Source organism: Hymenobacter negativus (assembly GCF_016056375.1).
Lineage (GTDB): Bacteria > Bacteroidota > Bacteroidia > Cytophagales > Hymenobacteraceae > Hymenobacter > Hymenobacter negativus_A.
Window position 1 is genome coordinate 618820 of record NZ_JAEDAE010000003.1, and the last position, 24196, is coordinate 643015.

12 protein-coding genes are annotated in these 24196 nt (G+C 63.8%); 2 read left to right on the forward strand and 10 right to left on the reverse strand.

From position 1 onward, the window contains the following. Window positions 1-104: 104 nt before the first annotated feature. The 6 genes from I7X13_RS10555 to I7X13_RS21920 form a co-directional block, all read right to left on the reverse strand. A complete protein-coding gene (locus I7X13_RS10555; protein ID WP_198075446.1) occupies window positions 105-2444 on the reverse strand; it encodes a S9 family peptidase in 2340 nt (779 codons plus the stop codon). 152 nt (window positions 2445-2596) lie between these two features. After that, complete coding sequence (locus I7X13_RS10560; RefSeq protein WP_233454735.1) at window positions 2597-4852, reverse strand: M3 family metallopeptidase; 2256 nt, start codon at window positions 4850-4852, stop codon at window positions 2597-2599. A 180-nt stretch (window positions 4853-5032) separates the two neighbouring features. Further along, window positions 5033-6787 carry a DUF885 domain-containing protein gene (locus I7X13_RS10565; protein WP_198075447.1) on the reverse strand — a complete coding sequence of 585 codons (1755 nt, stop codon included), beginning with the start codon at window positions 6785-6787 and terminating at the stop codon, window positions 5033-5035. A gap of 225 nt (window positions 6788-7012) precedes the next feature. Then, entirely contained in the window at window positions 7013-8824 is a 1812-nt protein-coding gene (locus I7X13_RS10570) for a DUF885 domain-containing protein (protein WP_198075448.1), read from the reverse strand. A 60-nt stretch (window positions 8825-8884) separates the two neighbouring features. Then, window positions 8885-9451 (reverse strand): hypothetical protein, encoded by a 567-nt coding sequence (locus tag I7X13_RS10575; protein WP_198075449.1) that lies wholly within the window; start codon window positions 9449-9451, stop codon window positions 8885-8887. Between the two features lie 183 nt (window positions 9452-9634). Further along, complete coding sequence (locus I7X13_RS21920; RefSeq protein WP_198075450.1) at window positions 9635-11779, reverse strand: T9SS type A sorting domain-containing protein; 2145 nt, start codon at window positions 11777-11779, stop codon at window positions 9635-9637. Window positions 11780-12306: 527 nt separating this feature from the next. Between I7X13_RS21920 and I7X13_RS10585 the strand changes: the two genes are divergently transcribed. Both I7X13_RS10585 and I7X13_RS10590 read left to right on the forward strand, forming a co-directional pair. Further along, window positions 12307-15402, forward strand: a complete 3096-nt coding sequence (locus I7X13_RS10585) for a glycoside hydrolase family 3 N-terminal domain-containing protein (RefSeq protein WP_198075451.1) — start codon at window positions 12307-12309, stop codon at window positions 15400-15402. 77 nt (window positions 15403-15479) lie between these two features. Further along, entirely contained in the window at window positions 15480-17108 is a 1629-nt protein-coding gene (locus tag I7X13_RS10590) for a 3-(methylthio)propionyl-CoA ligase (protein WP_198075452.1), read from the forward strand. A gap of 72 nt (window positions 17109-17180) precedes the next feature. On the opposite strand, the gene I7X13_RS10595 is transcribed toward I7X13_RS10590, so the two are convergent. The 4 genes from I7X13_RS10595 to I7X13_RS10610 all read right to left on the reverse strand — a co-directional run bounded on the left by I7X13_RS10595 (window position 17181) and on the right by I7X13_RS10610 (window position 24071). Further along, window positions 17181-17681: a DUF2059 domain-containing protein gene (locus I7X13_RS10595; RefSeq protein ID WP_198075453.1), complete on the reverse strand. Its 501-nt coding sequence runs from the start codon at window positions 17679-17681 to the stop codon at window positions 17181-17183. 37 nt (window positions 17682-17718) lie between these two features. Next, entirely contained in the window at window positions 17719-18519 is an 801-nt protein-coding gene (gene proC, locus I7X13_RS10600; RefSeq protein WP_198075454.1) for a pyrroline-5-carboxylate reductase, read from the reverse strand. Between the two features lie 176 nt (window positions 18520-18695). After that, on the reverse strand, window positions 18696-19877 hold the full coding sequence (locus I7X13_RS10605; RefSeq protein ID WP_198075455.1) for an acyltransferase family protein: 1182 nt from the start codon (window positions 19875-19877) through the stop codon (window positions 18696-18698). A 69-nt stretch (window positions 19878-19946) separates the two neighbouring features. Further along, the gene (locus I7X13_RS10610; protein WP_198075456.1) at window positions 19947-24071 is read right to left on the reverse strand and encodes an FG-GAP-like repeat-containing protein; all 4125 of its coding nucleotides are present in this window, start codon (window positions 24069-24071) and stop codon (window positions 19947-19949) included. Window positions 24072-24196: the final 125 nt, after the last annotated feature.

The following is a 24196-nucleotide window of genomic DNA, read 5'->3' on the forward strand; positions in this document are numbered from 1 at the left end:
CGAAGCATCTCTCCCGCAATAGTAAACCCTATCGAATGGATTACTTACTGCGGGAGAGATGCTTCGACTGCGCTCAGCATGACGTTCGTATTGCTCCCGGTGCCTTATTGCACCGCGTTGCGCGGGTCAGCGTGGGGCTTCATCTCGTAGTCGTGGGGCGGGGTGGCCCCGGCCAGGTTCTGTACGAAATAGTCCCAGCGGCGGCGCATCATGTAGGGCCCATAAGCGCCGTAGCCGTGCTGGGCGTTCGGGAATACGACCAGGTCGTAGCTCTTGTTGGCTTTGGTTAGGGCTTCCACCACCAGCCAGGTGTTGTAGGGCGGCACGTTGTTGTCCATCAGCCCATGAGCCAGCATCAGCTTGCCTTTGAGGTTTTTAGCAAAGGTGGCATTGGCCTGGTTGTCGTAGCTGGTGGTGCCGTCGGCGTTGGTTTTCATCAGGCCGATGTAGCGCTCCGCCCAGTCGTCTTCGTAATTGCGGTTTTCGTGGTTGCCCGATTCGGAGATACCCACTTTGAAGAAATCAGGGTAGCGGAACATGGCCATCGCCGTGGCGTAGCCGCCGCCCGAGTGCCCCCAGATGCCGGCCCGGTTCAGGTCGATGTACGGGTATTTCTGCGCCAGCTGGCGCATCCCGGTCACCTGGTCTGAAAGGGTGTTTTCGGCCATGTTGCCGTAGCAGGCGTCGTGGTAGCTCTTGGAACGGAGGGGGTTGCAGCTGCCTTCGATGACCACTACCACAAAGCCCAGCTCGGCCAGGGCCTGGTGGTCGTTGCGGGCCGGGGCAAACGACCAGCTGCCCACGCCGCCGCCCTGCGGCCCGGGGTAGATGTAGTTGATAATCGGGTACTTCTTGTTGGGGTCCAGGTTGGTGGGCGTAAACATCAGCCCGTAGAGGTCAATCTGCCCATCCTGAGCTTTTACTGTGATGGGGGTGGGAGCCTTCCAGCCGGTGGCGGTGAGGCGGGAAATGTCGGTTTTCTCCAGCGTCGAAATCAGCTTGCCATCGGTCCCGCGCAGCACCGTTACGCCGGGCTTATCGGGCTGCGAGTAGGTGTCGACGAAATACTTGCCCGAGGGCGAAAGCATCACCTGGTGGTTGCCGGCCTCGGGCGTGAGCAGCGTGAGGTTTTTGCCATCCAGCCCGATGCGGTAGAGGTGCGTAAAGTAGGGGTTGCCCGGCTCGCGGCCATCGGCCAAGAAGTAGAGCTGGCGTTTCTTTTCGTCCACTTTCAGCAGCCGCGTCACTACGAAGTTGCCTTTGGTAATCTGGTTCTTCACCTTGCCGCTGCCGGCGTCATAGAGGTAAAGCTGGCCCCAATTGTCGCGCTCCGAATACCAGATAACTTCTTTCGTTTTGGGCAGGTAGCGCCAGTTGATATCGCCCTGGCCCGACTCGTACTGCGTGGCTACGGTTTCGGAAAACACGTCGCGCACTGCGCCGGTGACGGCATCGGCCACGCGGATTTTCTCCTCCTTGTGGTCGCGCGAGGTCGACACAAACGCCAGCTCGCGGCCGTCGGGGCTCCAGTCCACGTCATCAAAAGTGCCGCTGCTCGAAATATCGTCCGAGAGCGTGCCGCGGTGCTGGTCGGGGGCCATCTGGAAGCGCACCACTTTCGGGCCGTTCACTTCCACAACCACCCGCTCAATGGTAGTAACGTCCTTATCGCCGGGCAGCGGATATTTCCAGCTTTTCAGGGTGGGGTGGCCCACATTGGTGGTCACCAGGTACATGTCGCCCACGTTGCGCTGGTCCTGCCGGAAAGTGGCAATTTTGCGCGAGTCGGGCGACCAGCGCAATACCGGCTTGTCGCTGGTGGTCCAGCCGGCGTTATCGGTGGCGTAGCCGTAGTCCTTAACGCCGTCGGTGGTGAGCTGGGTGGTCTGGTTGGTCTGCGTGTCGCGCACCCACAGGTTGTAGTCCTTAATGTAGGCGGCCAGCTTGCCGTCGGGCGACTCCACTTCGTTTTCGGCGTTGGGACTCGGTTTGGCGGCGGGCGCGGTGTCGGGACTCAGCTGCCCGCTGGCCACGTCGTATTTCCAGCTTTTGCCAGCGGCGGCGAAGGAAATGGTCTTGCCATCGGGCGAAAACGTGAGCGTGCGGAACGGCAGCCGGCTGGCCTCGTAGCTTTTGCCGGTGGCCGCAGACAGCGCGGCGGCCAGCTTGGTCTGGTCGAAGGCAGCGGTGCGGGTTTTGCGGGCCGGGTCCACGAGGATGAACTCGCTGCCCTGCGCCGTGAGCGTGCGGTACCAAAACCGGTCGCCCGCGAGCCAGTTGGGCTGGCCGGCGCTGTGGTCAACCAGCGCCTGGGTGTTGTAGCTCAGGAATCGTTCGGCGCGGGCGTAGTCCTCGGCCGTGAGGACCGGCAGCTGCTGGGCCGAGGCGGCGGCTGAAACGAAAAAGGTCGCGGCCGTGAGCAGGGCCGGTACGTACTTAGGCATAGGCTTGGGAAGAGCGGGCTAAAAGTTGAAATGGTCGGGCGCGCAAGGTCGGCATTTGGGCCGAATGGGTTGCGTGCCAGCGTCGCAAAAAGGCAAAAAGAAAGCCCCAAAGCGGGGCTTTCTCAGGGTCGTAATCAAGCGCCAGCGCGCGGCTACTTGCGCCGTATCTGCACCTTGTTCGGGCCATCAACCGGCTTGCCGGGGCCGAGCTTGCCGCCGGTTTGGGCGGCGGGCATGGGGAAGTTGCGCTGCTTCATGAGAGCGTCAATCTTCGGGTCGCGGCCGCGGAAGGCACGGTAGCCGGCGGCCGGGTCCACGGTGTTGCCCACGGTGAAGACGTTTTTGCGCAGGCGGGCCGCCACGGCCTTGTCATAAGGCCCGCCGGCCTCGGTGAAGGCACTGAATGCATCGGCCGCCAGCACCACCGACCACAGGTAGGAGTAGTAGCCCGCTGAGTAGCCATCCGAAGAGAAAACGTGCGTGAACTGCGGCGTGCGGTGGCGCATCACCAGCTCGTGGGGCATGCCCAGGCCGGCCAAAGTTTCGCGCTCAAACTTATCAGGGTCAATCTTCTGCGCACCGGCTAGGTGCAGCTTCATGTCAATAAGGGCGCTGGCCAGAAACTCGGTGGTGGCAAAGCCTTCGTTGAACGAACTGGCCTTGTTGATGCGGTCCACCAACGCCTGTGGAATGGGCTTCCCGGTCTGGTAGTGCAGGGCGTACTTGCTCAGCACCTCAGGCGTGGCCAGCCAGTTTTCGAGCAGCTGCGAGGGAAATTCCACGTAGTCGCGTACCACGCTGGTGCCCGAAAGGGTCGGGTATGTCACGTTGCTCGACAGCCCGTGCAGAGCGTGGCCGAACTCGTGAAACAGTGTAGTGGCATCGGTCCAGGAGATGAGCACCGGCTCACCGTCCTTGCCCTTCACGAAGTTGGAATTATTGGATACGATGGTCGTCACCGGCTTGTCCATGCGCTCCTGGTTGCGGTAGGCATTCATCCACGCACCCGAGTTTTTGCCGGGTCGGGCGTAGGGGTCGAAGTACCAGAGGCCCACCTGCTTGCCGGTGGTTTTGTCGTTCACCTGCCACACCTTCACGTCGGGGTGATACACGGGCACGTCGGATACGGGCACGAAGGCGAAGTTGAACAGCTCGCCGGCCACCCAGAACATGCCCTCGCGCATTTTATCGAGCTGCAAATACTGCTTCACCTCGTTCTGGTCGAGGTCGTAGCGGGCCTTGCGCACCTTTTCGGCGTAGTAGCGGTAGTCCCAGGGCTCGATTTTGAAATCGGCGGGGGCGCCTTCCTTTTTGGCCAGGGCCAGCATGTCGGCCACTTCCTCGTGCTCGCGGGCCACGGCGGGCGTCCACACTTTCAGCATCAAATCCATGGCCGCTTCCGGGGTTTTGGCCATGGTGTTGTCGAGGCGCAGGTGGGCATGGGTGGGGTAGCCCAGCAGTTTGGCGCGCTCGGCCCGCAGCTGCAGAATCTGGGTGATGATGGCGTTGTTGTCGTGCGCGCCGCCGTTGTCGCCCCGGTTCGTGAACATGCGCCAGGCCTTCTCGCGCAGCTGACGCTGGTCGGAGTAGGTCAGGAACGGGTCGATGCTGGAGCGAGTATTGGTGATGACGCCGGCCGCCGCAATCTTGCGGGTGCCGGCCGTGGTTTTGGCCGCGTCGCGCAGCGAGGCCGGCAAGCCGCCCAGGTCCTTTTCGGTTTTCAGCACCAGCACCGAGTCGGCCTCGTCGGCCAGCACGTTCTGCGAGAAGTTGGTGAACAGCCCCGCCAGCTTCTGGTTGATGGCCGAAACCCGGGCCTTCGCCGTGGCATCCAGTTTCGCGCCCGCCCGCACAAATTGCTTGTAGTCAACTTCTACCAGCCGCTGCTGCTCGGCCGTCAGCTTCTTGGTGGCCGGCGAATTATACACCGCCTCAATGCGCTTAAACAGCGCCGGGTTCTGGGAAATCTGGTCGTAGAACGCGGCCAGCTTCGGGGCCATTTCCGTTTCCACGGCGCTGAAGGCAGCATCATTGAGCGTGCTGCTCCAGATGTCGTAGATGGCCGAAACGCGCGTCAGTGTCTGCCCGCTGCGCTCCATGGCCGCAATGGTATTCTCGAACGTGGGCGCGGCCGGGTTGGTGGCAATGGCGTTGATTTCGGCTAGGTTTTCGGCCATCGCGGCCTCCAAAGCAGGCTTGAAATCAGCAACTTTCACTTTGTCGAAAGCTGGCACGCCGCCGTGCGGGCCGCCCCAGGGGGCCAACAGCGGCGACTGGTCGGCGCGGGCCGTAGCCGATGCGGCGGAAGCGGAAGATTGAGCCATGCCAGGGGTGGGAAGCAGGGTGAGGGCCAGGCCGAGCGTGGCCAAAAAACCGGTCAACTTCCGGTGGGAATTAAAGTTGGGCATTGGAATAAGATTCGGAGGATACGAAAGAATCGGCAAGGTAGTGATTGCAGATGCCTGTCATCCTGAGCGCAGCGAAGGACCTTATTGCGTGCGCGCCATTCGAATTACCGCAAACCGCTTAGTTGTGATAAGGTCCTTCGCTGCGCTCAGGATGACAGGCGGATGCTAACGGCGCACGCCTCACCGCTGCCGGGCGGCCCAAGCGTCCATGCGGCGCTCCAGCACGGCCAGGGGCATCGAACCGCCGGCCAGGATTTCGTCGTGAAAAGCCCGGAGGTTGAATTTTTTGCCCAGCTGCTTTTCGTAGCGGGTGCGCAACTCGCGGATTTTCAGCTGACCGGTCTTATAGGCCAGCGCCTGCCCGGGCATGGCCAGGTAGCGCTCGATTTCGGCCGTGGCGGCCTGCTCCGAAATGGGCTCGTTGGCCATCATGTAGTCGATGGCCTGCTCGCGGCTCATGCCCTTGGCGTGCAGGCCCACGTCCACCACCAGGCGCAGTGCGCGGTGCATCTCATCGCCCAGCGCGCCAATGCGTTGGTAGGGGTCGGTGTAGAGGCCCAGCTCCTTGCCCAGGCTTTCGCAGTACAGCGCCCAACCCTCGCTGAATGCGGGGTAGGAGGCGAAGCGCCGAAACTTGGGCAGGCCGGTGTTTTCCTGCTGCAACGACAATTGGTAGTGGTGTCCGGGAATGGCTTCGTGCAGAAACAGCGACTCCATACCCGAAGTCACGTTGAACTTGGTGGCATCGAGAATGGGCACGTAGAAAATGCCCGGCCGTGCTCCATCCGGCGTGCCCCGGTTGTATTCGGCCGAGGCCGTGGCAGCGCGGAAGGCCTCCGTCTGGCGGATTTCGAACGGCGACTTCGGTGTGCGCCCGAACAGCTTGGGTAGGTTGGGCGTGATGCGCGCCTGAATGCCGCGGAAGGCATTCAGCACGTCGTCCGGCGTCTTGTAGGGCATGAATTTGGCGCTGGAACCCAGGTAGCTGAAGAAGCCGGGCAGGCTGCCTTTGAAGCCCACCTGCTTTTTCACGGCCTCCATCTCGGCCCGAATGCGCTTCACCTCGGCCAGGCCGGTGAGGTAGATGGCATCGGGCGTGCGGTCGGTGGTGGTCATCAGGCGCACGTCGTAGCGGTACATTTCGGCCCCGCCGGGCACGTCGCTCAGGCCGGTGCTGCTGCGGGCCTGGGGCAAGTATTCGGTCTGCAGGAAGTCGGCCAGCTTGCGGTAGGTGGGCACCACCTCAGTGAGAATGGCCTGCTGGTAAGCGGCGGTGAGGCGGGCTTTGTCGGCCTCCGAAAAGCTGGCCGGCAGGTGCGTTATGGGGCCGTAAAACAGGCTTTTGGCCGCATCGGCCGTCACCTGGGCTTGCAGCTGGGGCACCATTTTCAGCACCAGCACGCGGGGCAGCACCACGGCCGCCTTCATGCCCTGCCGGAAGTTGCCGATGGCCGAGTCGGCCCACACCGGAAACTTGCCCACCCGGGTTAGCCAGTTGTCGTAGTCCTTCACGGTTTTAAACGGCTGCGCGCCCGTGCCCGCTCCCAGCTGGCTGAGCGTGGTGGGCAGGCTGTAGAACTGCGCAAACGGCATCATCCAGGTGTTCAGCCGCAGGCCGTCGAGGCGGCTGCGCATCTCGTACTGAAAGATGTCGTAACTGAGCTTGTCGTCGCTGGAAAGACGGGCGCGGTCAATGTTCAGCAGGTCGTTGAGGTAGCGACGGTAGAAGCGCGTCTGCTGCTGGCGAAAGGCGCGGGTCTGGTCGTTGGGCAGGCGGTCGTTGTAGCGGTTGTCGCCCTGGGCCGTGGCCATCAGCGGAAACAGCCGGGCGCGGTCTTCCCAATACGAATTGAATAAACCAGCAAGTAGGGTGGCGGAAGTACCGCCGTTGGGTGGGGTTTGGGAGCCGGCGGGGTGTGCCAACAGGCACCACATTGCCAGTAAGGCAACAAAAAATCTGTTCATCAACCAATGAGTAAGCCGGCAAGCTACACAAATGGCTGTAAATAGTCCATTTTTGTTGGGAGACGGCGGAATATATAAAGAGCGTCATGCAGAGCGCAGCGAAGCATCTTTACCAGTTAACTAATTAGATTTAGTATTGTGGTAAAGGTGCTTCGCTGCGCTCTGCATGACGTTCCTTTTTACTCGATACTCAACCTACTGCCTGGCTGCCCAGGCGTCCATCTTGGTTTCGAGCACGGCCAGCGGCATCACGCCGTCTTTCAGCAGCTCATCGTGAAAGTTGCTGAGGGAGAACTTGCTGCCGAGCTGTTTGGTGTATTTGGCGCGCAGCTCCTGAATTTTGAGCTGGCCGATTTTGTAGCTCAGCGCCTGGCCCGGAATGGCCATGTAGCGTTCGATGGCGGCCGTGTCGTTTTCCTTGTTGTCGGGCGTGTTATCGAGCATGTAGTCAATGGCTTGCTCGCGGGTCATCTGGCCGGTGTGCAGGCCGGTGTCCACCACCAGGCGCACGGCGCGCAGCATTTCATCGCTCAGGGCGCCAATGTATTGGTAGGGGTCTTTGTAGAGGCCGAGCTCCTTGCCCAGGCTTTCGCAGTAGAGGGCCCAGCCCTCGGTCATGGCCCCATAGCCGGCAAACTGGCGGAACTTGGGCAGGCTGGTGTTTTCCTGCTGCAGGGAAATCTGGTAGTGGTGGCCCGGAATGGCCTCGTGCAGAAACAGCGACTCCATGCCCTGCGTCACGTTGTACTCGGCCGGCTTGGGCAGCGGCACGTAGAAAATGCCAGGCCGGGTGCCATCGGGCGAGCCCTGGTTGTATTCGGCCGAGGCCGACGCCTCGCGAAACTTCTCGGTTTCCCGGATTTCAAACGGCGACTTCGGCACGCGGCCAAACATCTTTTTCAGGCTGGGGTCGATGGTTGCCTGAATCTTGCGGAAGCCGGCCAGCACTTCCTCGGCCGTTTTGAAGGGCATGGCCTTGGGGTTGGTTTTCAGGCTTTCAAAGAACTGGCGCAGCGTGCCTTTGAAGCCCAGCTGGGTTTTCATGCGCTCCATCTCGGCGCGCAGGCGGGCCACTTCGCGCAGCCCCAACTCGTGGATTTCGGCCGGGGTTTTCTCGGTGGTGGTCCAGTAGTTCACGTAGTAACGGTACATCTCCGGCCCCCCGGGCACCGCATTGATGCCGCTGGTGGGACGGGATTTGGGCAGGTACTCATTGGCCAGAAAATCACCGAGTTTCTTGTAAGTCGGCACAATCTCCGTGAGAATGGCCTTTTTGTACTCCTCGGTAATGCGTTTTTTGTCGGCGTCCGAAAAGTCTTTCGGAAAGCGCGTGATGGGGCCGTAGAACAGCGACTTGGTCGCATCCGTTACCTGCATATCCTTGGCGCGCATCTGCGGAATCATCTTCTCCACCAATGCTTTGGGCAGCACCACGCCGGCCTTCATGCCGCGCCGGAAGTTGCCGATAGCCGAATCGGCCCACACCGAAAAGCCGCGCACCCGGCCCAGCCAGTTGTCGTAGTCCTTCACGGTTTTAAACGGCTGGTTGCCCTGCCCCGAGCCATACTGCCCCATGCTGATGGGCAGCCCCCAGAACTGCTGAAAAGGCATCATCCAGGTATTCAGCTTCAGCCCTTCCACCCGCTGCTTGAGGTCGTACTGGAAGATGTCGTAGCTGATGCGGTCGTTGTCGTCCAGCTTGGCGCGGTCGAACTTGCCCAGCCGCGTCAGGTAGTCCTGGTAAAATGTGCGCAGCGTATCCCGAAACGCCTGGGTCTGGTCGTTGGGCAGCTGGTCGTTGAAGCGGTTGTCGCCCTGGGCCGTGGCCGACAGCGGATCGAGCCGCGACTGTTGCTCCCAGAAACTGGCAAACAGGCCGTTGATGCCTTTGGTGGTATCGGCTGCCGCGCCATTGGCGCTGGTGGTGGCGGTTTCGGTGGTTTTGGTCTGGTTGCAGGCCGTGGTGAGGGCGGCCGCGACGAGGCCGGCCAGAGCAATTTTTTTCATGAGCGAATGGGAATGTGCCGCAAGCTACGAAACGGCGGCATGCCCACGTACCCGCCCGCCCTATTGTGCCGGCACACTCCCGGCGCGGGCAGTCAGGCGCGCCACGGCCAGGCGGCCCAGCTCTGGCGCAATGCGCTCGCGCGAATAGGCTTTCACGCGGCGCGGCATCCCGATGACGAGGGTGCGGTCGGGCAGGCGCACGTAGAGGTCGCCGTGGCTGTCGTCGTAATAGGCCTCGCGGCCCAGGCCCGTCACGGGCACCATGTTGCGGCGGCGCAGGTCGTTGCCGGCCTGGGCAATCTGAAAGGCAGCGGCCGGCCGGAACGATACCATCACCACGGCATCGGGGCTGGCGGGCTGGTCGGCTTCCACGAAGCGACAAGCCTCGCCCTGGGCCTGCTGCTGCACGAGGCGGCCCGTGAGGCTGGCTACTTCGCCGGGCGTGAGCAGGCCGCAGGCTTCGGTGGGCAGCGTGGCCGTGGTATCCATTTGCACGGCGGTAGAGCGGCTGGTACCGCCGCTGGATTGCTCCAGCGGGGCCTGGCCGCTACAGGCTCCCAGCAGCATGGCGCCAGCCAGCGCCAGCAGCCGGCCACCCAGCCCAATGGATAGAACAGGAATGCGCATAAGACAAACGGTGAAAGGCGATTATACCAATTACTCTCTACGTTGAAAGGCCAAAAAAGGCAATGCCGGCATCTTGTCACTTCGCAATACCCCAAAAAAAGCCCCGCCTCTACGCGGGGTAGGGGCGGGGCTTGGTGGTGCGGGCTGGCCAGTGTGGTGTCAAGGGCCAGCCAATGCTGCAAGCTATTCGCGCATCAGGCGCTGGGTGTGGCGGCCAGTCGCGCCGCTCATTTCCAGGAAGAAAGGACCCTTAGGCAGGCTGGTGATGTCGAGGCGGTCGTTGTCGGTGGCTTTGCCGCTGAGCAAAGTCTGGCCCAGGGCATTGAAAATGCGGTACTGCACCACGCCAACGCCGGCGGGCAGGATGAGCTGACTGGCACTGGGGTTGGGGTAAAGCTCAACTTTGGTGCTGGCCTCGGTTTGTACGGCGGCCACCGGCGAGAAGCTGAAGGTGCCGTCGGAATCGACCTGCCGCAGGCGGTAGTAAGCGGTGCCGGCCAGCGGGTGGCTATCCACAAAAGAATAGTCGTGCGCCAGGGTGGTGTTGCCCTGACCTTTTACGCTGCCCAGGGTTTCGTAAACCTCGCCCGTGGCACTGCGCTGAATCTCAAACCGGTCGCTGTTCTTTTCGCTGGCCGTGGCCCAGGTTAGGGCCACGCCCGCGCCTTTAGCCGTGGCATCGAAACGAGAGAGTTCAACGGGCAGCGGGTTCAGGCCGGGGTAGGCCCCAACTGCTGCCGGGCTGGTGCTGGCCAGCGAGTAACCCGAAATAGTGGTGGGGAACGTAGTGAACGCGGCCGATGTCAGCGTGCCCACCACGGGGGCGCCGTTGGTGGCAGTGCCGGTATTGGCCGAGCGGCCAATGCTAACCCACGGGTTGGCACCGTCGCGGCGAGCCATTACGAAGCTGGCATCGGCAGGGTAATTAGCGAAGTCATCGGTGCCGAAGCTCAGCGTCACGGTGGCGCTGAATGCGGTGGGAGCCACACTGGGAACCAGCGTGAAAGCGCGCCGGAAGGATACGCGCGTGAGCGGGCTGCTCACCGTCTGGGCCGGCGGGGTTTCAATTTGCTCACCCGTGTACGTTACGGCGTTGCCCTGGGCGGTAATGTTCAGGGTGATGGGACGGTAATTGCCGCTTTTGCCCACGGGAAACACCATGTTGGTCGATGCTCCGGCTACGGTGGTGCGGGCCACCGGGCCATTCACATAGCTGGTGCTGCTACCACCGCCAATGGAGGCAGCGGCGGGCAGCGTGAGCACGGTGGTGCCTGTGGTGTTGATGAGCCCGTTGGTTAAGTTCAGGCTGTTTGCAATCGTCACCGGCAGGTTTAGCGTCAGGCCCTGCGCATTGTTCATGGTAACGGCCGCGTTGGCGCCAAATACCGGCGCAAACGAGCCGCTGATGGCCTGCGGCGTCGTGCCATTGAAGGTAACCGCGCCACCTACGTTGGGTACGAAATTCAGAGTGCCGGCGTAGTTGATGATGTCGCCCCCAATCAGGGTATAAGCCGTGGAAATGTTAACCACGGAGGTGCTACCGGCAATTTTGCTAAGGCTATTGAGGATGGTCAGGTAGAAGCCCCCCGCAAGCGTAGCATTGGTGGCGTTATTCGCAAAGGTGAGGTTGCCATACGTGCGGTCGGTGGTGAGGGGACCAAAGGTGCCGCCGTAATATTGGTAAGTACTACCGGCCTGAAACAGTACGGGACCGTAGTTATCGCTGGCCGTGCGCTGGTCCATGAACGAGCCGCTCTCAAACGTCACCAGGCCATTAGGCCCGCTAACCGATGCACCCGTGTAGGAATCGCCGCTGCCGGCATAAGCAATGGTAAAGGTGCTGCCGTTCACAAAGCGCACCGTGCCGGCCGTGGCCCCCTGAATGGTGTGCGTTACCAGCCCGTTGCCGTTGCTGCTGGTGGCGTTGGTGAAGGTGAGGGCCCCCGCGAAGTAGCCCGTAGCATTCGGGAACGGGCCGGAATTGGTGCCCAAAATAAAGTTCAGGTTGGACCGGGTATTGTTGTTGCCATTGGCCCCGTCGCCGATAACCTGGACGCTCGAGCCGCTCTCCGCCACCAGGTCATCAATGGCCGTGGTGGTTTCGTCGGGGGCTGCGCCGGCCAGCTGGCCGCTGCCGGTAATGGTCAGGTTTTTAATGGTAGCAGAGCTGTTGGCCGTGGGCACGTGCAGTTCGGTGTAGCCACGAAGTATCAGCCGGCCAATTGATTGTGAGGAAGTAGTACCTGTAGAGCCAAAGTTCACACTCACTATTTTGGGAGAGGCCGACGTGCCGCCTTGGATGATGAGGATGTCGGTGCTGGCTGTCACTGCACGAGTGGTACCGCCCCCGGTAGGGGAAGTATTCCAGTTGGCGGCCGTGGCCCAGTTGGCCGACGTCCCATTGGCACCCTGCCAGTAATATGTAGCAGATTGAGCCTGCGCCGTGCCGGCAGCTAATAAACAAATGGCTATTGCAAAGCCGGCCGGTTGTGAAAAAAGCCGAAATGAACGGGATGAAGAATTAACGAACCGTTTTGCAGAACGGGTAAAAAAGTTTGTCATAAGGACATAATGTTGAATGAGTACGCAAGTTATATACATATTTATGAAAAATATTAGGCCCAGACAATTTAATATAGATAACATATAGAAATAAGCCCAATTCAATGAGAGTTAAATACTGTAGAATGCGAGTCCGGTAAAGTTCATTGCTTCGGGTTGCGGGGGCGTAAATAGTTGCCTTCGATGAGATGCTTCAGCGAGGGCCGGCATTTTTTCGTAACTCGGTGTCGGCAGCGTTTTCTGCCAGTTGATTCGGGGGCATAAGCCCTACTTTCGTATTAAAAAAACTGCCTTTGTCATTCGCTAAGTATATTTTGTTTGTGGGCCTGTTAGCGGCTTCGCTACCAGCCGCTGCCCAGCGCCGCACCGTGCCGGCACCCGCCCGCCAGCCCTCAACCGCCCGGCGGCCCCACGCAAAATCGGGACCGGTAGCTCGCCCCGAACTGCCACCCAATGCGCCGGCCTTCACCCGCTACCTGCATTCGCCCTGGGTCGACAGCCTGATGCGGGTGCTCACGCCCGACCAGCGCGCCGCGCAGCTCTTCATGGTGGCCGCGTACTCCAACCGCACGCGGGTTTTTGAGGACTCGGTTTCGGCGCTTATCAAGCAGTATGGCATCGGCGGGCTGATATTTTTTCAGGGCGGCCCGGCCCGGCAGTCCCGCCTGCTAAACCGCTACCAAAGCCAGAGTCGCGTGCCGCTGCTGGTGGCGCTGGATGGCGAATGGGGCGTAGGCATGCGCCTCGACAGCGTGGTGAAATTCCCCTACCAGATGAGCCTGGGCGGCGAAACCGACACCACGCTGCTTTACGACATGGGCCGCGAGGTGGCCCGGCAGTTCAAGCGCCTGGGCATGCACGTCAATTTCGCGCCGGTGGTCGATGTGAATAACAACCCCGCCAACCCGGTCATCGGCTTCCGCAGCTGGGGCGAAAACCCGGCGGCCGTGGCCCGCGACGGCCGTCAGTACATGCGCGGCATGCAGGATAATGGTATTCTGGCCGTGGCCAAGCACTTCCCCGGCCACGGCGACGTGGACGCCGACTCGCACCTCGCGCTGCCCACCGTGCGCGTCGACCGCCGCCGGCTCGATACGCTAGAGCTGCCGCCCTTCCGCAGCCTCATCGCGGGCGGGCTGGGCGGCATGATGGTGGCCCACCTCAACGTGCCGGCGCTGGATACCGTGCTGGGCCCGAGCACACTCTCACGGCCCATCATCACGGGGATGCTGCGGGATGAAATGGGCTTCAAGGGCTTGATATTCACCGATGCCATGAACATGCGGGGCGTTATCAGCAGGTTTCCGCCCGGTGAGGCCGACGTGCGTGCCATCATGGCTGGCAACGACATTCTGGAGTTCAGCAAGAACATTCCGCTGGCGCTGAAGATGGTGCGGATTGCCGTGGATAGCGGCCGGATTTCGCAGAAGGAAATCGACGAGCATTGCCGCCGCGTGCTGGCCCTCAAGCAGTGGTCGGGCCTGAACCATTACCGGCCCATCGATACTAAAAACCTCTACGAAGACCTCAACGGCCCGCACGCGCAGTACCTCAGCCACCGTCTTACGGAGCTGAGCATCACGCTGCTGCGCAACCAGAATAGCCTGTTGCCGCTCCAGCGCCTCGACACGCTGCGCATTGCCACGCTGGTGCTGGGCGGCTCACCGCGCGACACCACCGACTTCCAGAAGGCAGTGAGCGACTACGCGCCGGCCGCGCATTTTCACATTGCCGCCACGGCCTCGCTCGATGAGCTGATGAAGCTGCGCGCCGCCCTCAAGCCCTACAACCTCGTGCTGGTGAGCCTGCAAAGCCTGGGCCGCCTGCCGGCCACCAGCTTCGGCATCACGCCGGAGGACAACATGCTGCTGCGCGAGCTCGCCGACCAGAAGCAAACGCTGGTGCTCAGCGTATTCGGCTCGGCCTACGCCGTGGCCAAGGTACGCGACCTCGACCGGGCCAGCGCCGTTATCATGGCTTACCAGGAAAGCCCGAATGCCCAGAACCTGGCCGCGCAGGCCATTTTCGGCGGCATTGCAGCCACCGGCAAGCTGCCCGTGACGGTGAGCGACCGGTACCCGCGCGGCTTTGGGCTGCGCACGGCCGCTGGCTACCGCCTGCGCTACGCCAACCCCGAAGACGTGAACATGGACGGCCGCCTCGAAGCCCGCGTGGACAGCCTGGTGGGCCGGGCGCTGGCGGCGCAGGCGTTTCCGGGGGCGCAGGTACTCATTGCCCGGCGCGGCACGGTGGTGCTCCGCAAAAGCTATGGCAACCAGACGTATGCAGGTTTTAGTGAAACCGTAGTCGATAAGAAAAAGAAGAAAAAGGATGCCGTAGTGACCGATGCAAAACCCGTTTCGGTGCCGCGCCCGGTGAAGGACGACGACCTCTACGACTTGGCCTCGATGACCAAGCTGATGGCCGCCACGCCCGCGCTGATGCGCCTGGAAGCCGACCACAAATTCAGCCCCGATAGCACGATGGGCAGCTATTTCCCTTTCATGCGCGGCACCAACAAGGCCGAGCTGAAAATGCGCGACGTGCTGGCCCACCAGGCCCGGCTCAAGGCTTTTATTCCTTTCTGGAAGGAGTTGGTGAAGAAAAACGGCGACCTGCGCCGCCGCTACTTCCGGGCCGATTCGTCGGGCCGGTTCCCGTTGCCGGTGGCCCAGGGCATTTGGGCGCGGAAGGATTTGCCGGCTCGTATTTATAAAGAGATAGGGGAGTCGCCGCTGAACGAGAAGCCGGGCTACTTGTATTCGGACTTGTCGTTTGTGCTGTACCCAGCGTTGGTGCAGGCCCGCACCGGGCTGCCGCTCGATGCCTTTTTGCAGAAAGAAGTGTACAGGCCGCTGGGTGCTACCACGTTGGGCTTCCGGCCCCGCAACCGCTTTCCGGTGGCGCGCATTGTGCCTACGGAGGTCGATTCGGCCTTCCGCAAGCAGCTGGTGCACGGCACGGTGCACGACGAGGGCGCGGCCCTGCTGGGCGGCCTCTCGGGCCATGCCGGCCTGTTTGGCGATGCCAACGACGTGGCCAAGCTGGCCCAGACCTACGCCTGGAGCGGGCGCTACGGCGGCCAGCAGCTCTTCGACAAAACCGTACTGACGGAGTGGACCAGCTGCCAGTTTTGCCCCGACAACCGCCGCGCCCTGGCCTTCGACCGCCCCGCCGCCAACCCCTCGGTAAACTCGGCCAAAAGTGCCTCGCCAGGCAGCTACGGCCACACCGGCTTCACGGGCACCTACTTCTGGGTGGAGCCGGCGAAGGACCTGGTGGTGGTGCTGCTCACCAACCGCGTGCACCCCACGCGGCGCAATAACAAGCTAGGGGATTTGAGCGTGCGTTCGAACCTGTTGCAGCTGGCTATTGAGGCGGCGCGGTAGTTTGTTGGGCTGGGACAGCGGTGGAAATGCACTGCCTTTCGCTACCTTACGGCCCTACATTCCCACTCCGTACCCCTATGTTAGGATTGATGATGGCCGAGCCGCTGCGTGTGGCTACAATTATCGAGCACGCCGCCAAGTGGCATTCCGATACCGAAATCGTGTCGCGCCGTCCTGAGGGCGGCGGTATGCACCGCTACACCTACGCCGACGCCAACCGCCGCAGCAAGCAGCTGGCCCAGGCCCTGCTGAAACCCGGCATCGAAAACGGCGACCGGGTGGGCACCCTGGCCTGGAACACGCACCGTCATTTTGAGCTGTACTACGGCGTGGCCGGCATTGGGGCGGTGTGCCACACCATCAACCCGCGCCTGTTCCCGGAGCAGCTGGTGTTCATCATCAACCATGCCGAGGACCGGCTGCTGTTCTTCGACCTCACCTTTCTGCCCCTCGTGGAGCGCCTGGCCCCGGTGTGCCCCACCGTGGAAAAATGGGTGCTCATGGCCGGCCCCGAGCACCTGCCTGCCGCTTCCGAGCTGCCTGGCCTGTGCAGCTACGAGGACTTGCTGGCCGCCGAAACCGGCGACTACACCTGGCCCAGCTTCGACGAAAACACGGCCTGCTCGCTCTGCTACACCTCCGGCACCACCGACCAGCCCAAGGGCGTGCTCTACTCGCACCGCTCCACGGTGCTGCACGCCTTCGGCATCTCGCTGCCCGATGCGCTGAGCTGCTCGGCCTCGGACGTGATAATGCCGGTGGTGCCCATGTTCCACGTCAATGCCTGGGGCCTGCCCTACGCGGCCCCGCTCAATGGTGCCAAGCTGGTGCTGCCCGGCGCGGGCATGGACAGCGCCAGTTTATTTGAATTATTTGAAACCGAAGGCGTCACGTTCTCGGCTGGGGTGCCCACCATCTGGCTAGCGCTGCTGCAGTTCATGCGCGAAGGGCAGCGCCAGTTCAGCACTCTCAACCGCACGGTGGTGGGCGGGGCGGCCTGCCCGCCAGCCCTCATGAAAGCCTTCGAGGAGGAGCTAAACGTAACCATCATGCACGCCTGGGGCATGACGGAAACCAGCCCGCTGGGCACTACTGCCCGCCTCAAGGGCAAGCACGCCGGCCTCAGCCCGGCCGATAGCATGGCCATCCGGGCCAAGCAGGGCCGGGCCGTGTTTGGCGTCGATATGAAAATTGTGGGCGACGACGGCCACGCGCTGCCCCACGACGGCGTGGCCTTCGGCGACCTGCTGGTGCGCGGGCCGTGGGTGGTGCGCGACTACTTCCGCACCGCCACGCCCGGCGAACTGACGGCCGACGGCTGGTTCCGCACCGGCGACGTGGCCACCATCGACCCCGACGGCTATATGCACATCACCGACCGCTCCAAAGACGTTATCAAATCCGGCGGGGAGTGGATTTCCAGTATCGAGCTCGAAAACCTGGCCGTGGCCCACCCCGCCGTGGCCGAAGCCGCCGTCATCGGCGTGCCCAGCGCCAAGTGGAGCGAGCGGCCCCTGCTGGTGGTGGTGCGTCGCCCGGGCATGGAATTATCGGCCGAGGAGATGCTAAATTTCTTCCGCGGCCGGGTGGCCAAGTTCTGGGAGCCCGATGCCGTGGAGTTCGTGAACCAACTGCCCCACACGGCTACTGGGAAGATTTTGAAAACGCAGTTGCGCAAGGATTTCGCCGGGTATTCGGTGGCCTAAAAACAGCGGCGGCAGCCCTGGCCTAAATAAGTAGGCCGGGGCTGCCGCAACTGGCTGGACGGACGAAGCAAGCTATTTCTTTTCGGCCTCCATCTTGGCTTTGATGGCCTCCTGCAGTTCCGGCAAATGGTCCTGAACACGTTTCTGGCCGATTTCCATACCGGCTTGCATCAGTTGAGGCAGCACGGTTGACATCTTACGTCCGGAGGGTGTCTGATAGAATTTGGTGATGTCGCGCAGCTCCGGTTCCGTAAAATTGCGGCTGTACACCTCGACCATATCAGGCTTCAGGCTGTTCCAGCTCATGTACTTGCTGAAAAAAGCACGCATCTCGGGTTCAATGGCAGCCGCTTCGGGGCGCTGCTTGAGCTGCACCTCCAGCATCTGGTCCACGAGTTTATCGAAAGCGCCCGGAGGGTAGATGAGTGCCAGCAGCGACTCGGCCGCCTGGCGATGGCTGGCCGAAATGGGTGCGAGGACGGCATTAGCCGCCGTGGTCGATTTCGATGTTTGAGCCTGGGCCGGCAGGTAAATGGCGACGCCAAGCAGCAGGAAAAGGAAGGTTTTTTTCATGGGCCAAATAACGTCATTATTGCGCCACGCCCCGATGTTATTTCCCCAACTCCTCGGCCCGGTCGCGCGCCGCGCCGGCTCCGGCCATGAGGCCTTCGCGCACCGCGCCCGCCCCGAAAGCGCCCAGCGCGGCCTCGGTGGTGCCGCCTTTGGAGGCCACTTTGGCAATCCAGTCCTGGCAGCTCAGGCCCGACTGGGAGTAGAGTTCCACCGCGCCCCGAAACGTCTGGCTCACCAGCAGCTCGGCTTCGGCCCCGCTGAAACCCATTTGGGCAGCGGCGGCCATTAGGGCTTCCATGCAGTAATACACGTAGGCTGGGCCGCTGCCCGAGATGGCCGTACTGGCATCGATGGCGCCTTCGTTTTCAACATAAACCGTTTTGCCGGTGGTGCTGAGCAGGTTTTGTACTTGCACCAGCTCGGCGCGGGTCACCTCGTCGGTGCTGGTGAAGGCCGTCATGCCCATGCCAATCTGGGCGGGCAGGTTGGGCATGGCCCGAATGATTTTGGGCGTGCCCAGGGCCTCGCGCAAGGTATCAATCCTTACCCCGGCCATGATGCTGAGTACCAGCTGCTGCGGCTGCACCAGCCCCTGCAGCGCCGTAAATAGGGCAGAGGAGTCCTGTGGCTTCACGGCCAGAATGATGATATCAGCCCCCGGCACGCACTCGGCCGGCGAGCCCCACACCGTGCCGATTTCGTGGGCCGCCAGGGCTGGCACCCGCTCGGGCGAGCGCGCCAGCAGGCGCAAATCGAGCCGCGAGGTGATGTGGGCACGCACGAAGCTGCGGGCATAGGTTAGGCCCATGTTGCCGCCGCCGATGATGAGGATTTTCATTGTTGAAGGATGCCGTCTGAGCTGGCAAAGAACGGCACGTTAGCTGTCATCATCCGTCAACGGCTGTCATCCTGAGCGCAGCGAAGGACCTTCTCACGTTCGCATATTTTGCTCAGACGTGAGAAGGTCCTTCGCTGCGCTCAGGATGACAGACGATAATGGTCTAGCCTAACGCCTCACACCTTCAGCACTACGCCCTTCTTATACATCCAGCTCAGAATGAAGTACCAGATGACGATGAGCGTGACCGCGCCCACCAGCGAGGCCGTGCGCGGGTCCGAAAAATGCTGAGCGATGCCCCATTCGTAGAGCCATTCCTTGAGGCCACCCGTTTTGCCGCCGGGCAGGGCCAGCTTGAACAGCCCGAACGTGCGCGAGAGCAGCGCCGAGAGGCAGAACACCAGAATGGCATTGACGCCGTAGACCAGCGCCGGGCGCGTCCAGTGGCGGTAGCCCTGCACGTCACAAATCCAGTAGAGCGCCGCCAGGCCGGCCATGGCCAGCCCGCCGGTGTAGAGCACGTAGGGGCTGCTCCACAGGGCTTTGTTGATGGGAAACCACGGGGCCCAGCACAGCCCGAGCAGGATGAGGCCGCCGCCGGCCACAAACAGCCAGGCCACTTTGGCGGCCGGCTCCGGGCCCCGGTGGCGCAGCCATTGGGCGGTGAGGCCGCCCAGCAGACCGGTGGCCAGAGCCGGCAGGGTGCCGAGCAGGCCTTCGGGGTCCCAGGTTTTGCTTTGCTTCCAGAGGTGGGCTTCGGTGAAGATGGTGCGGTCGAGCCAGGCGCCGAGGTTGGTGGCGGGCTCTAAGTTGGCGGGGCCGAAGCCGGGCACGGGCACCAACTGCATCAGCACCGCGTAGCCGATGAGGAAACTGACCATCAGCCAGACCTGCGTGCGCCAGTTGGTTTTCAGAAAGATGACACTGCACCCCAGAAACACCAGCGCAATGCGCTGCAATACGCCCATGATGCGCACCACCGAGAAGTCGAACTTTGGGTACAGCGACAGCAGCAGGCCCAGCCCGAAGAGTACGCCCGCCCGGCGTAGCACCCGCAGCAGCACGGCGCCCTGCGGCCCACCCTGGCGCTTCACGCCATCCAGCGCATATACCAAGCTCACGCCTACGATAAACAGGAAAAACGGGAAAATGAGGTCGGTGGGCGTGCAGCCGTTCCATTCGGCGTGCTCCAGCGGCGGGTAGATGTGGCCCCAGTCGCCGGGGTTATTCACCAGAATCATGGCCATCACGGTGATGCCCCGAAACACATCGAGGCTGATGAGGCGGCCGGGCTGGGAGGCCTCCGCGAGGGGCGCGGTGCCGGTGGTTTCAAGGGCGGCCTGGGTGGTGCGTTGCATGGCGGGCAGGGTGGGTTAGTGCCCGCTAAAGTACTGATAACCCAGGTTCCGGCACCGCCTGGTGGGGCCTTACTCTACCGTCAGCTTTAGTGCTTTGTCACCGACGCGCACCAGGTACACGCCCGCCGGCAGTCCTACTGGCAGCGTCAGCGCCGCCGTGCCCGAAGCGTCGGCCGTGGCGGTGGCTACGGGGCGGCCCAGCGCATCGTACACCGTCACGGCCGTGCCGGGCTGCGCGCCCAGCAGGGTGGCTCCAGAGGTGGTGGGGTTTGGGAACAGGCCCACGCCCGTAGCCGCGCCCACCAGGGCCACCGTGCGCACGGGCGAGTAGCTGAACGTGCCGTCCAGGTCCATCTGTCGCAGGCGGTAGTAGAGCAGGGCCGCGTCGGCGGGCAGCTTCGCATCCAGCAACTCGTAGGCGCGGGCGGTGCTGCTGGTACCAGCGGCAGTCACCGTGCCAATGGTGGCGAAGGCCACGCCGTTGGTACTGCGCTCCACTTCAAACGCCTGGCTGTTTTGTTCCGAGGCCGTGGCCCAAGCCAAGCGCACAGCGGCCGGGCCGTGCCCGGTAGGGCCGGTGGCGGCGAAGCGCGTGAGGACCACGGGCAGGGGTGTGGCGGCGCTGGTGCTCAGGCCCAGCTGCTGGCCGGCCACGTAGGTCCAGGGCCCGTAGCGCACGCGGCTGGCGGGGCCGCCCACCCCATTGGTCGGACCGCTGGCCAGCGGTGAGCTGGCGTATTCGAGGCGGGCACGCACCTTGCTGGTGCGGCCTACTTTGGCCACCAGAGCCCGCAGCTCGGGGGCGGTGCCGCTGGCGGGCAGGTTGGTCCAGGCCCCGCGGCCGCTGTAGGCCATGGAGTTGGGCAGCGCCGAGGCATTGGAAAACGCCTGGCCTTGGCGTACCACTTCCCACACCACGCGGGCTTGAATGCGGCCGGCCGGGTTGCGGGCCGTCAGGCCGATGCCGAACTGGGTCGCGCTGCGGTTGCTGGCGCTGATGGGGGTGTAGTTGGCATTGTAGAGGCGCAGGGCCCCGGCGCGGGCCGCCGCCTGGTTGCCGCGCCAGAGGTAGGCGCGGCCCTGGCCGCTGGGGTTCGACGCGCCAGTTAACACGTCGCTATACCCGTCGCCGTCCACATCGCCGGCCCCGGCCACGCTCAGGCCGAAGCTGGTGCCGGCCGCCGCACCGGGCTCGCTGAGGGTGGTGGGATTGGTCAGCAGCCCGGTTCCGCTGCCCAGGTAGTAGTAGGCCCGGCCGGTATTGGTGCTGCTGGCCCCGGATGCCCCCACCAGCACGTCGCTGTAGCCGTCACCGTTCACATCACCGGCACTGCTCACGCTGTAGCCGAAGTAGTTACCATTCACCGCGCTGGGCTCGCTCAGGGTGGCTGTGGGCGTAGCTGTGAGCCCGGCGCTATTGCCCGGGTAAAAGTAGGCCCGGCCCTGACGGGTGCCGTCATTGGGGCCCTGAGCGCCCACCAGCACGTCGCTGTAGCCGTCGCCGTTCACGTCGCCGGCACTGGCCACGCTGGTGCCAAAGTTGTTGCCATTCACCGCGCTGGGTTCGCTCAAGGCAGTGCTGGGGGTGTTAACCAGCCCGTTGCGGCTGCCCAGGTAGAAGTAGGCCCTGCCTTGGCGGGAGTTGTCGTTAGGGCCTTGCGCGCCCACCAGTACATCGGCGTAGCCGTCGCCGTTCACGTCACCCGCGCCGGCCAGGCTGTTGCCGAAGTTGTTGCCCGCCGCGGCACTGGGCTCGCTGAGGGTGGTGGGGGTAGTGGCCAGCCCGGTGCTGCTGCCTAGGTAGCAGTAAGCCCGGCCCTGGCCGCTGCCGCTGAAGTAGGCTCCGATGAGCACATCGGCGTAGCCGTCGCCGTTCACATCGCCCGCGCCGGCCACGCTGGAGCCAAAGCCGTTGTTGGGGGCCGAAACAGGCTCGGAGAAAGTAGTGGCGGTGGTGGCCAGGCCGGCGCTGCTGCCCAGGTAGAGGTAGGCCCGGCCCGAGCCGCCGTTGGCGCGGAAGGCACTCACCAGCACGTCATCGTAGCCGTCGCCGTTCACGTCGCCGGCGCCGACCAGGCTGTAGCCAAAGTAGCTGTTGGTGCTGCCGGGTCCGTCGAGGACGGTGGGCGTAGTGGCCAGGCCGGTGCTGCTGCCCAGGTAGAGGTAAGCCCGGCCTTTACCGCCGTTGGCCAGGTAAGCGCCCACTAGCACGTCATCGTAGCCGTCGCCGTTCACGTCGCCCGCGCTGGCCGTGCGCACGCCGTAGGCGTTGCCATCGGCTGGGGAGGGCTCGGTTAGGGTGGCGGTAGGGGTGGCAAGCAGGGCGGCCGGGCTGCCGTAGTAGGCATACACCCGGCCGGTGCTGCTGCTGTTGGCCGGGGCACCCACCAGCAGGTCGGCATAGCCGTCGCCGTTGGCATCGCCGCCGCCCAGGCTGCTGCCAAACCGGTCGCCTGCCGTTTCGCCGTCGTAGGTCGGGGGCACGTTGCTGATGTTGCTGAGCACGGCCTTGCCCAGGCTCACGTACACGCGACCCTTGTTGGCCGCGTAGGCGGGGGCGCCCACCGCGAAGTCGGCGTAGCCGTCGCCGTTGATGTCGCCAGTGCCGCACACGGCCTGCCCGAAGTTTTCCCCTGGCTCGGCCGTGCTGAATACGGCGGCCTGCGAGGAGGAACTCGACAGGCTCGTGCCGCCCAGGTACAGGAACACCGAGCCCGAGGTGCCGGCGCCGGGCGCGCCCAGCAGAATGTCGGCGTAGCCGTCGCCGTTCACGTCGCCGGGGCCGGCTACGCTGGTGCCGGCCGTGGTGCCGCCGCTCGGCTGCACGTAGAAGCGGCCAAAGGACGGGTAGTCCGTCGCATTGGCCCCCTGCACAATCAGGGCCGCGCTGGTGCCCGGCGCGCCCGCGGCCAGGTCGGCGTAGCCGTCGCCGTTGGTGTCGCCCAACCCGGTCAGGCTGGCACCCAGCCGGTAGTTGGTGCCTCCGCCCACGGTGGCGGTGTTGGTGTTCACGCTCAGGCTGGCATTGCCGAAGACGATGAAGACCGAGCCGACATTCACGTTATACGCCGGCCCCCCAAACGCGAAATCGTCGTAGCCGTCGCCGTTCACGTCGCCCACGCCGGCCACGCTGGTGGCCCCGCGCGAATTGGGCAAGCCGGCTATGCCCGCGGCATTGGCCGTAGGGTTGGTGAAGAAGGACGGCCCACCGGCGTAGATGAACGCCACGCCGGCATTGCTGGCATAGCCCGGCGCGCCGGCCAGCAGGTCGGCGTAGCCATCGCCGTTAAAGTCGCCGGCCCCGGCCACGCTAGTGCCGTTGGCGTCGGTGCCGCTGCCCTGCAGCACGGTGACGGCCGTGGTGGCCAGCCCGGTGCTGCTGCCCCGGTAGAGGTACACGGCGCCTGCTCCGCCGCTGTAGCCGGGGGCACCCACGGCCAGGTCGGCATAGCCGTCGCCGTTGAGGTCGCCCACCAGGGCCACGCTCGTGGCAAAGGTGTCGCCCGCGCTGGCCCCGCTTAGGGTAGTGCCCGCCGTGCTGGCCAGCGGGTCGATGGTGAGCGGATAGCGGGCCCCAGCATCGTCGACCACCAGGGCCAGGGCGGTGCCCTGTTCGGCCAGGTGCATGGTGGCGGGCAGGCGGCGACCGGTGGCGTCCCAGGCGCGCAGGCTGCCGTAGTGCAGCACCGGTGCGGGGCTGCTGCCGACGGCAAACACCACGGCCGTGTCGCCGGCCGGGCGGGCGTGCAGGTGGGTGGTCAGGGCCAGCGCCACTTGCACCGGCCCGCTGCCGGCGGGCCGGGCCGCCAGGCGGTAGGTCTGGCGCAGGCCGGTGGGGGTATTGTCGTAGTCTACCGCAAAGCCAGGCTGCTGGTAGCTGGCGTGCCCCTCGGCTAAGGCCGGCGGGGCAGTGGGGGTGGCCACCGGGCGCAAAGCCAAGGTCCCGTCCCGCCCAATGCCGCGCAAAGCAAAGTCGACCTGCCAGGCCGCCCCGCCCTGGCCGGCGGTGTCGGCCGCCACGGCGTAGCGGCCGGCATCCAGGGTGGCGCGTAGGTGCTGGCGGTAGTTGCCGGCCGTAAGGCCCGCGCCCTTGCCGGAGGCGAAGAAGAACGAGCGGCGGCGCACATCAGCCAGGATGCCGACCATTGCCCGGTGGCTGGTGTCGGCCGGCACGGGGGCCGCTTGGTGCTGCATCCCGCAAGCGCCTGGGAAGGGGGCTGGCCACTGGGCAAGGGCCCGGTAGGGGCCCGCCGGTTGGGCAACACCCGCGGGGACAATGGCCGCCGCAGGGACGCTTGCAGGCTGAGTTAGCCGCACGG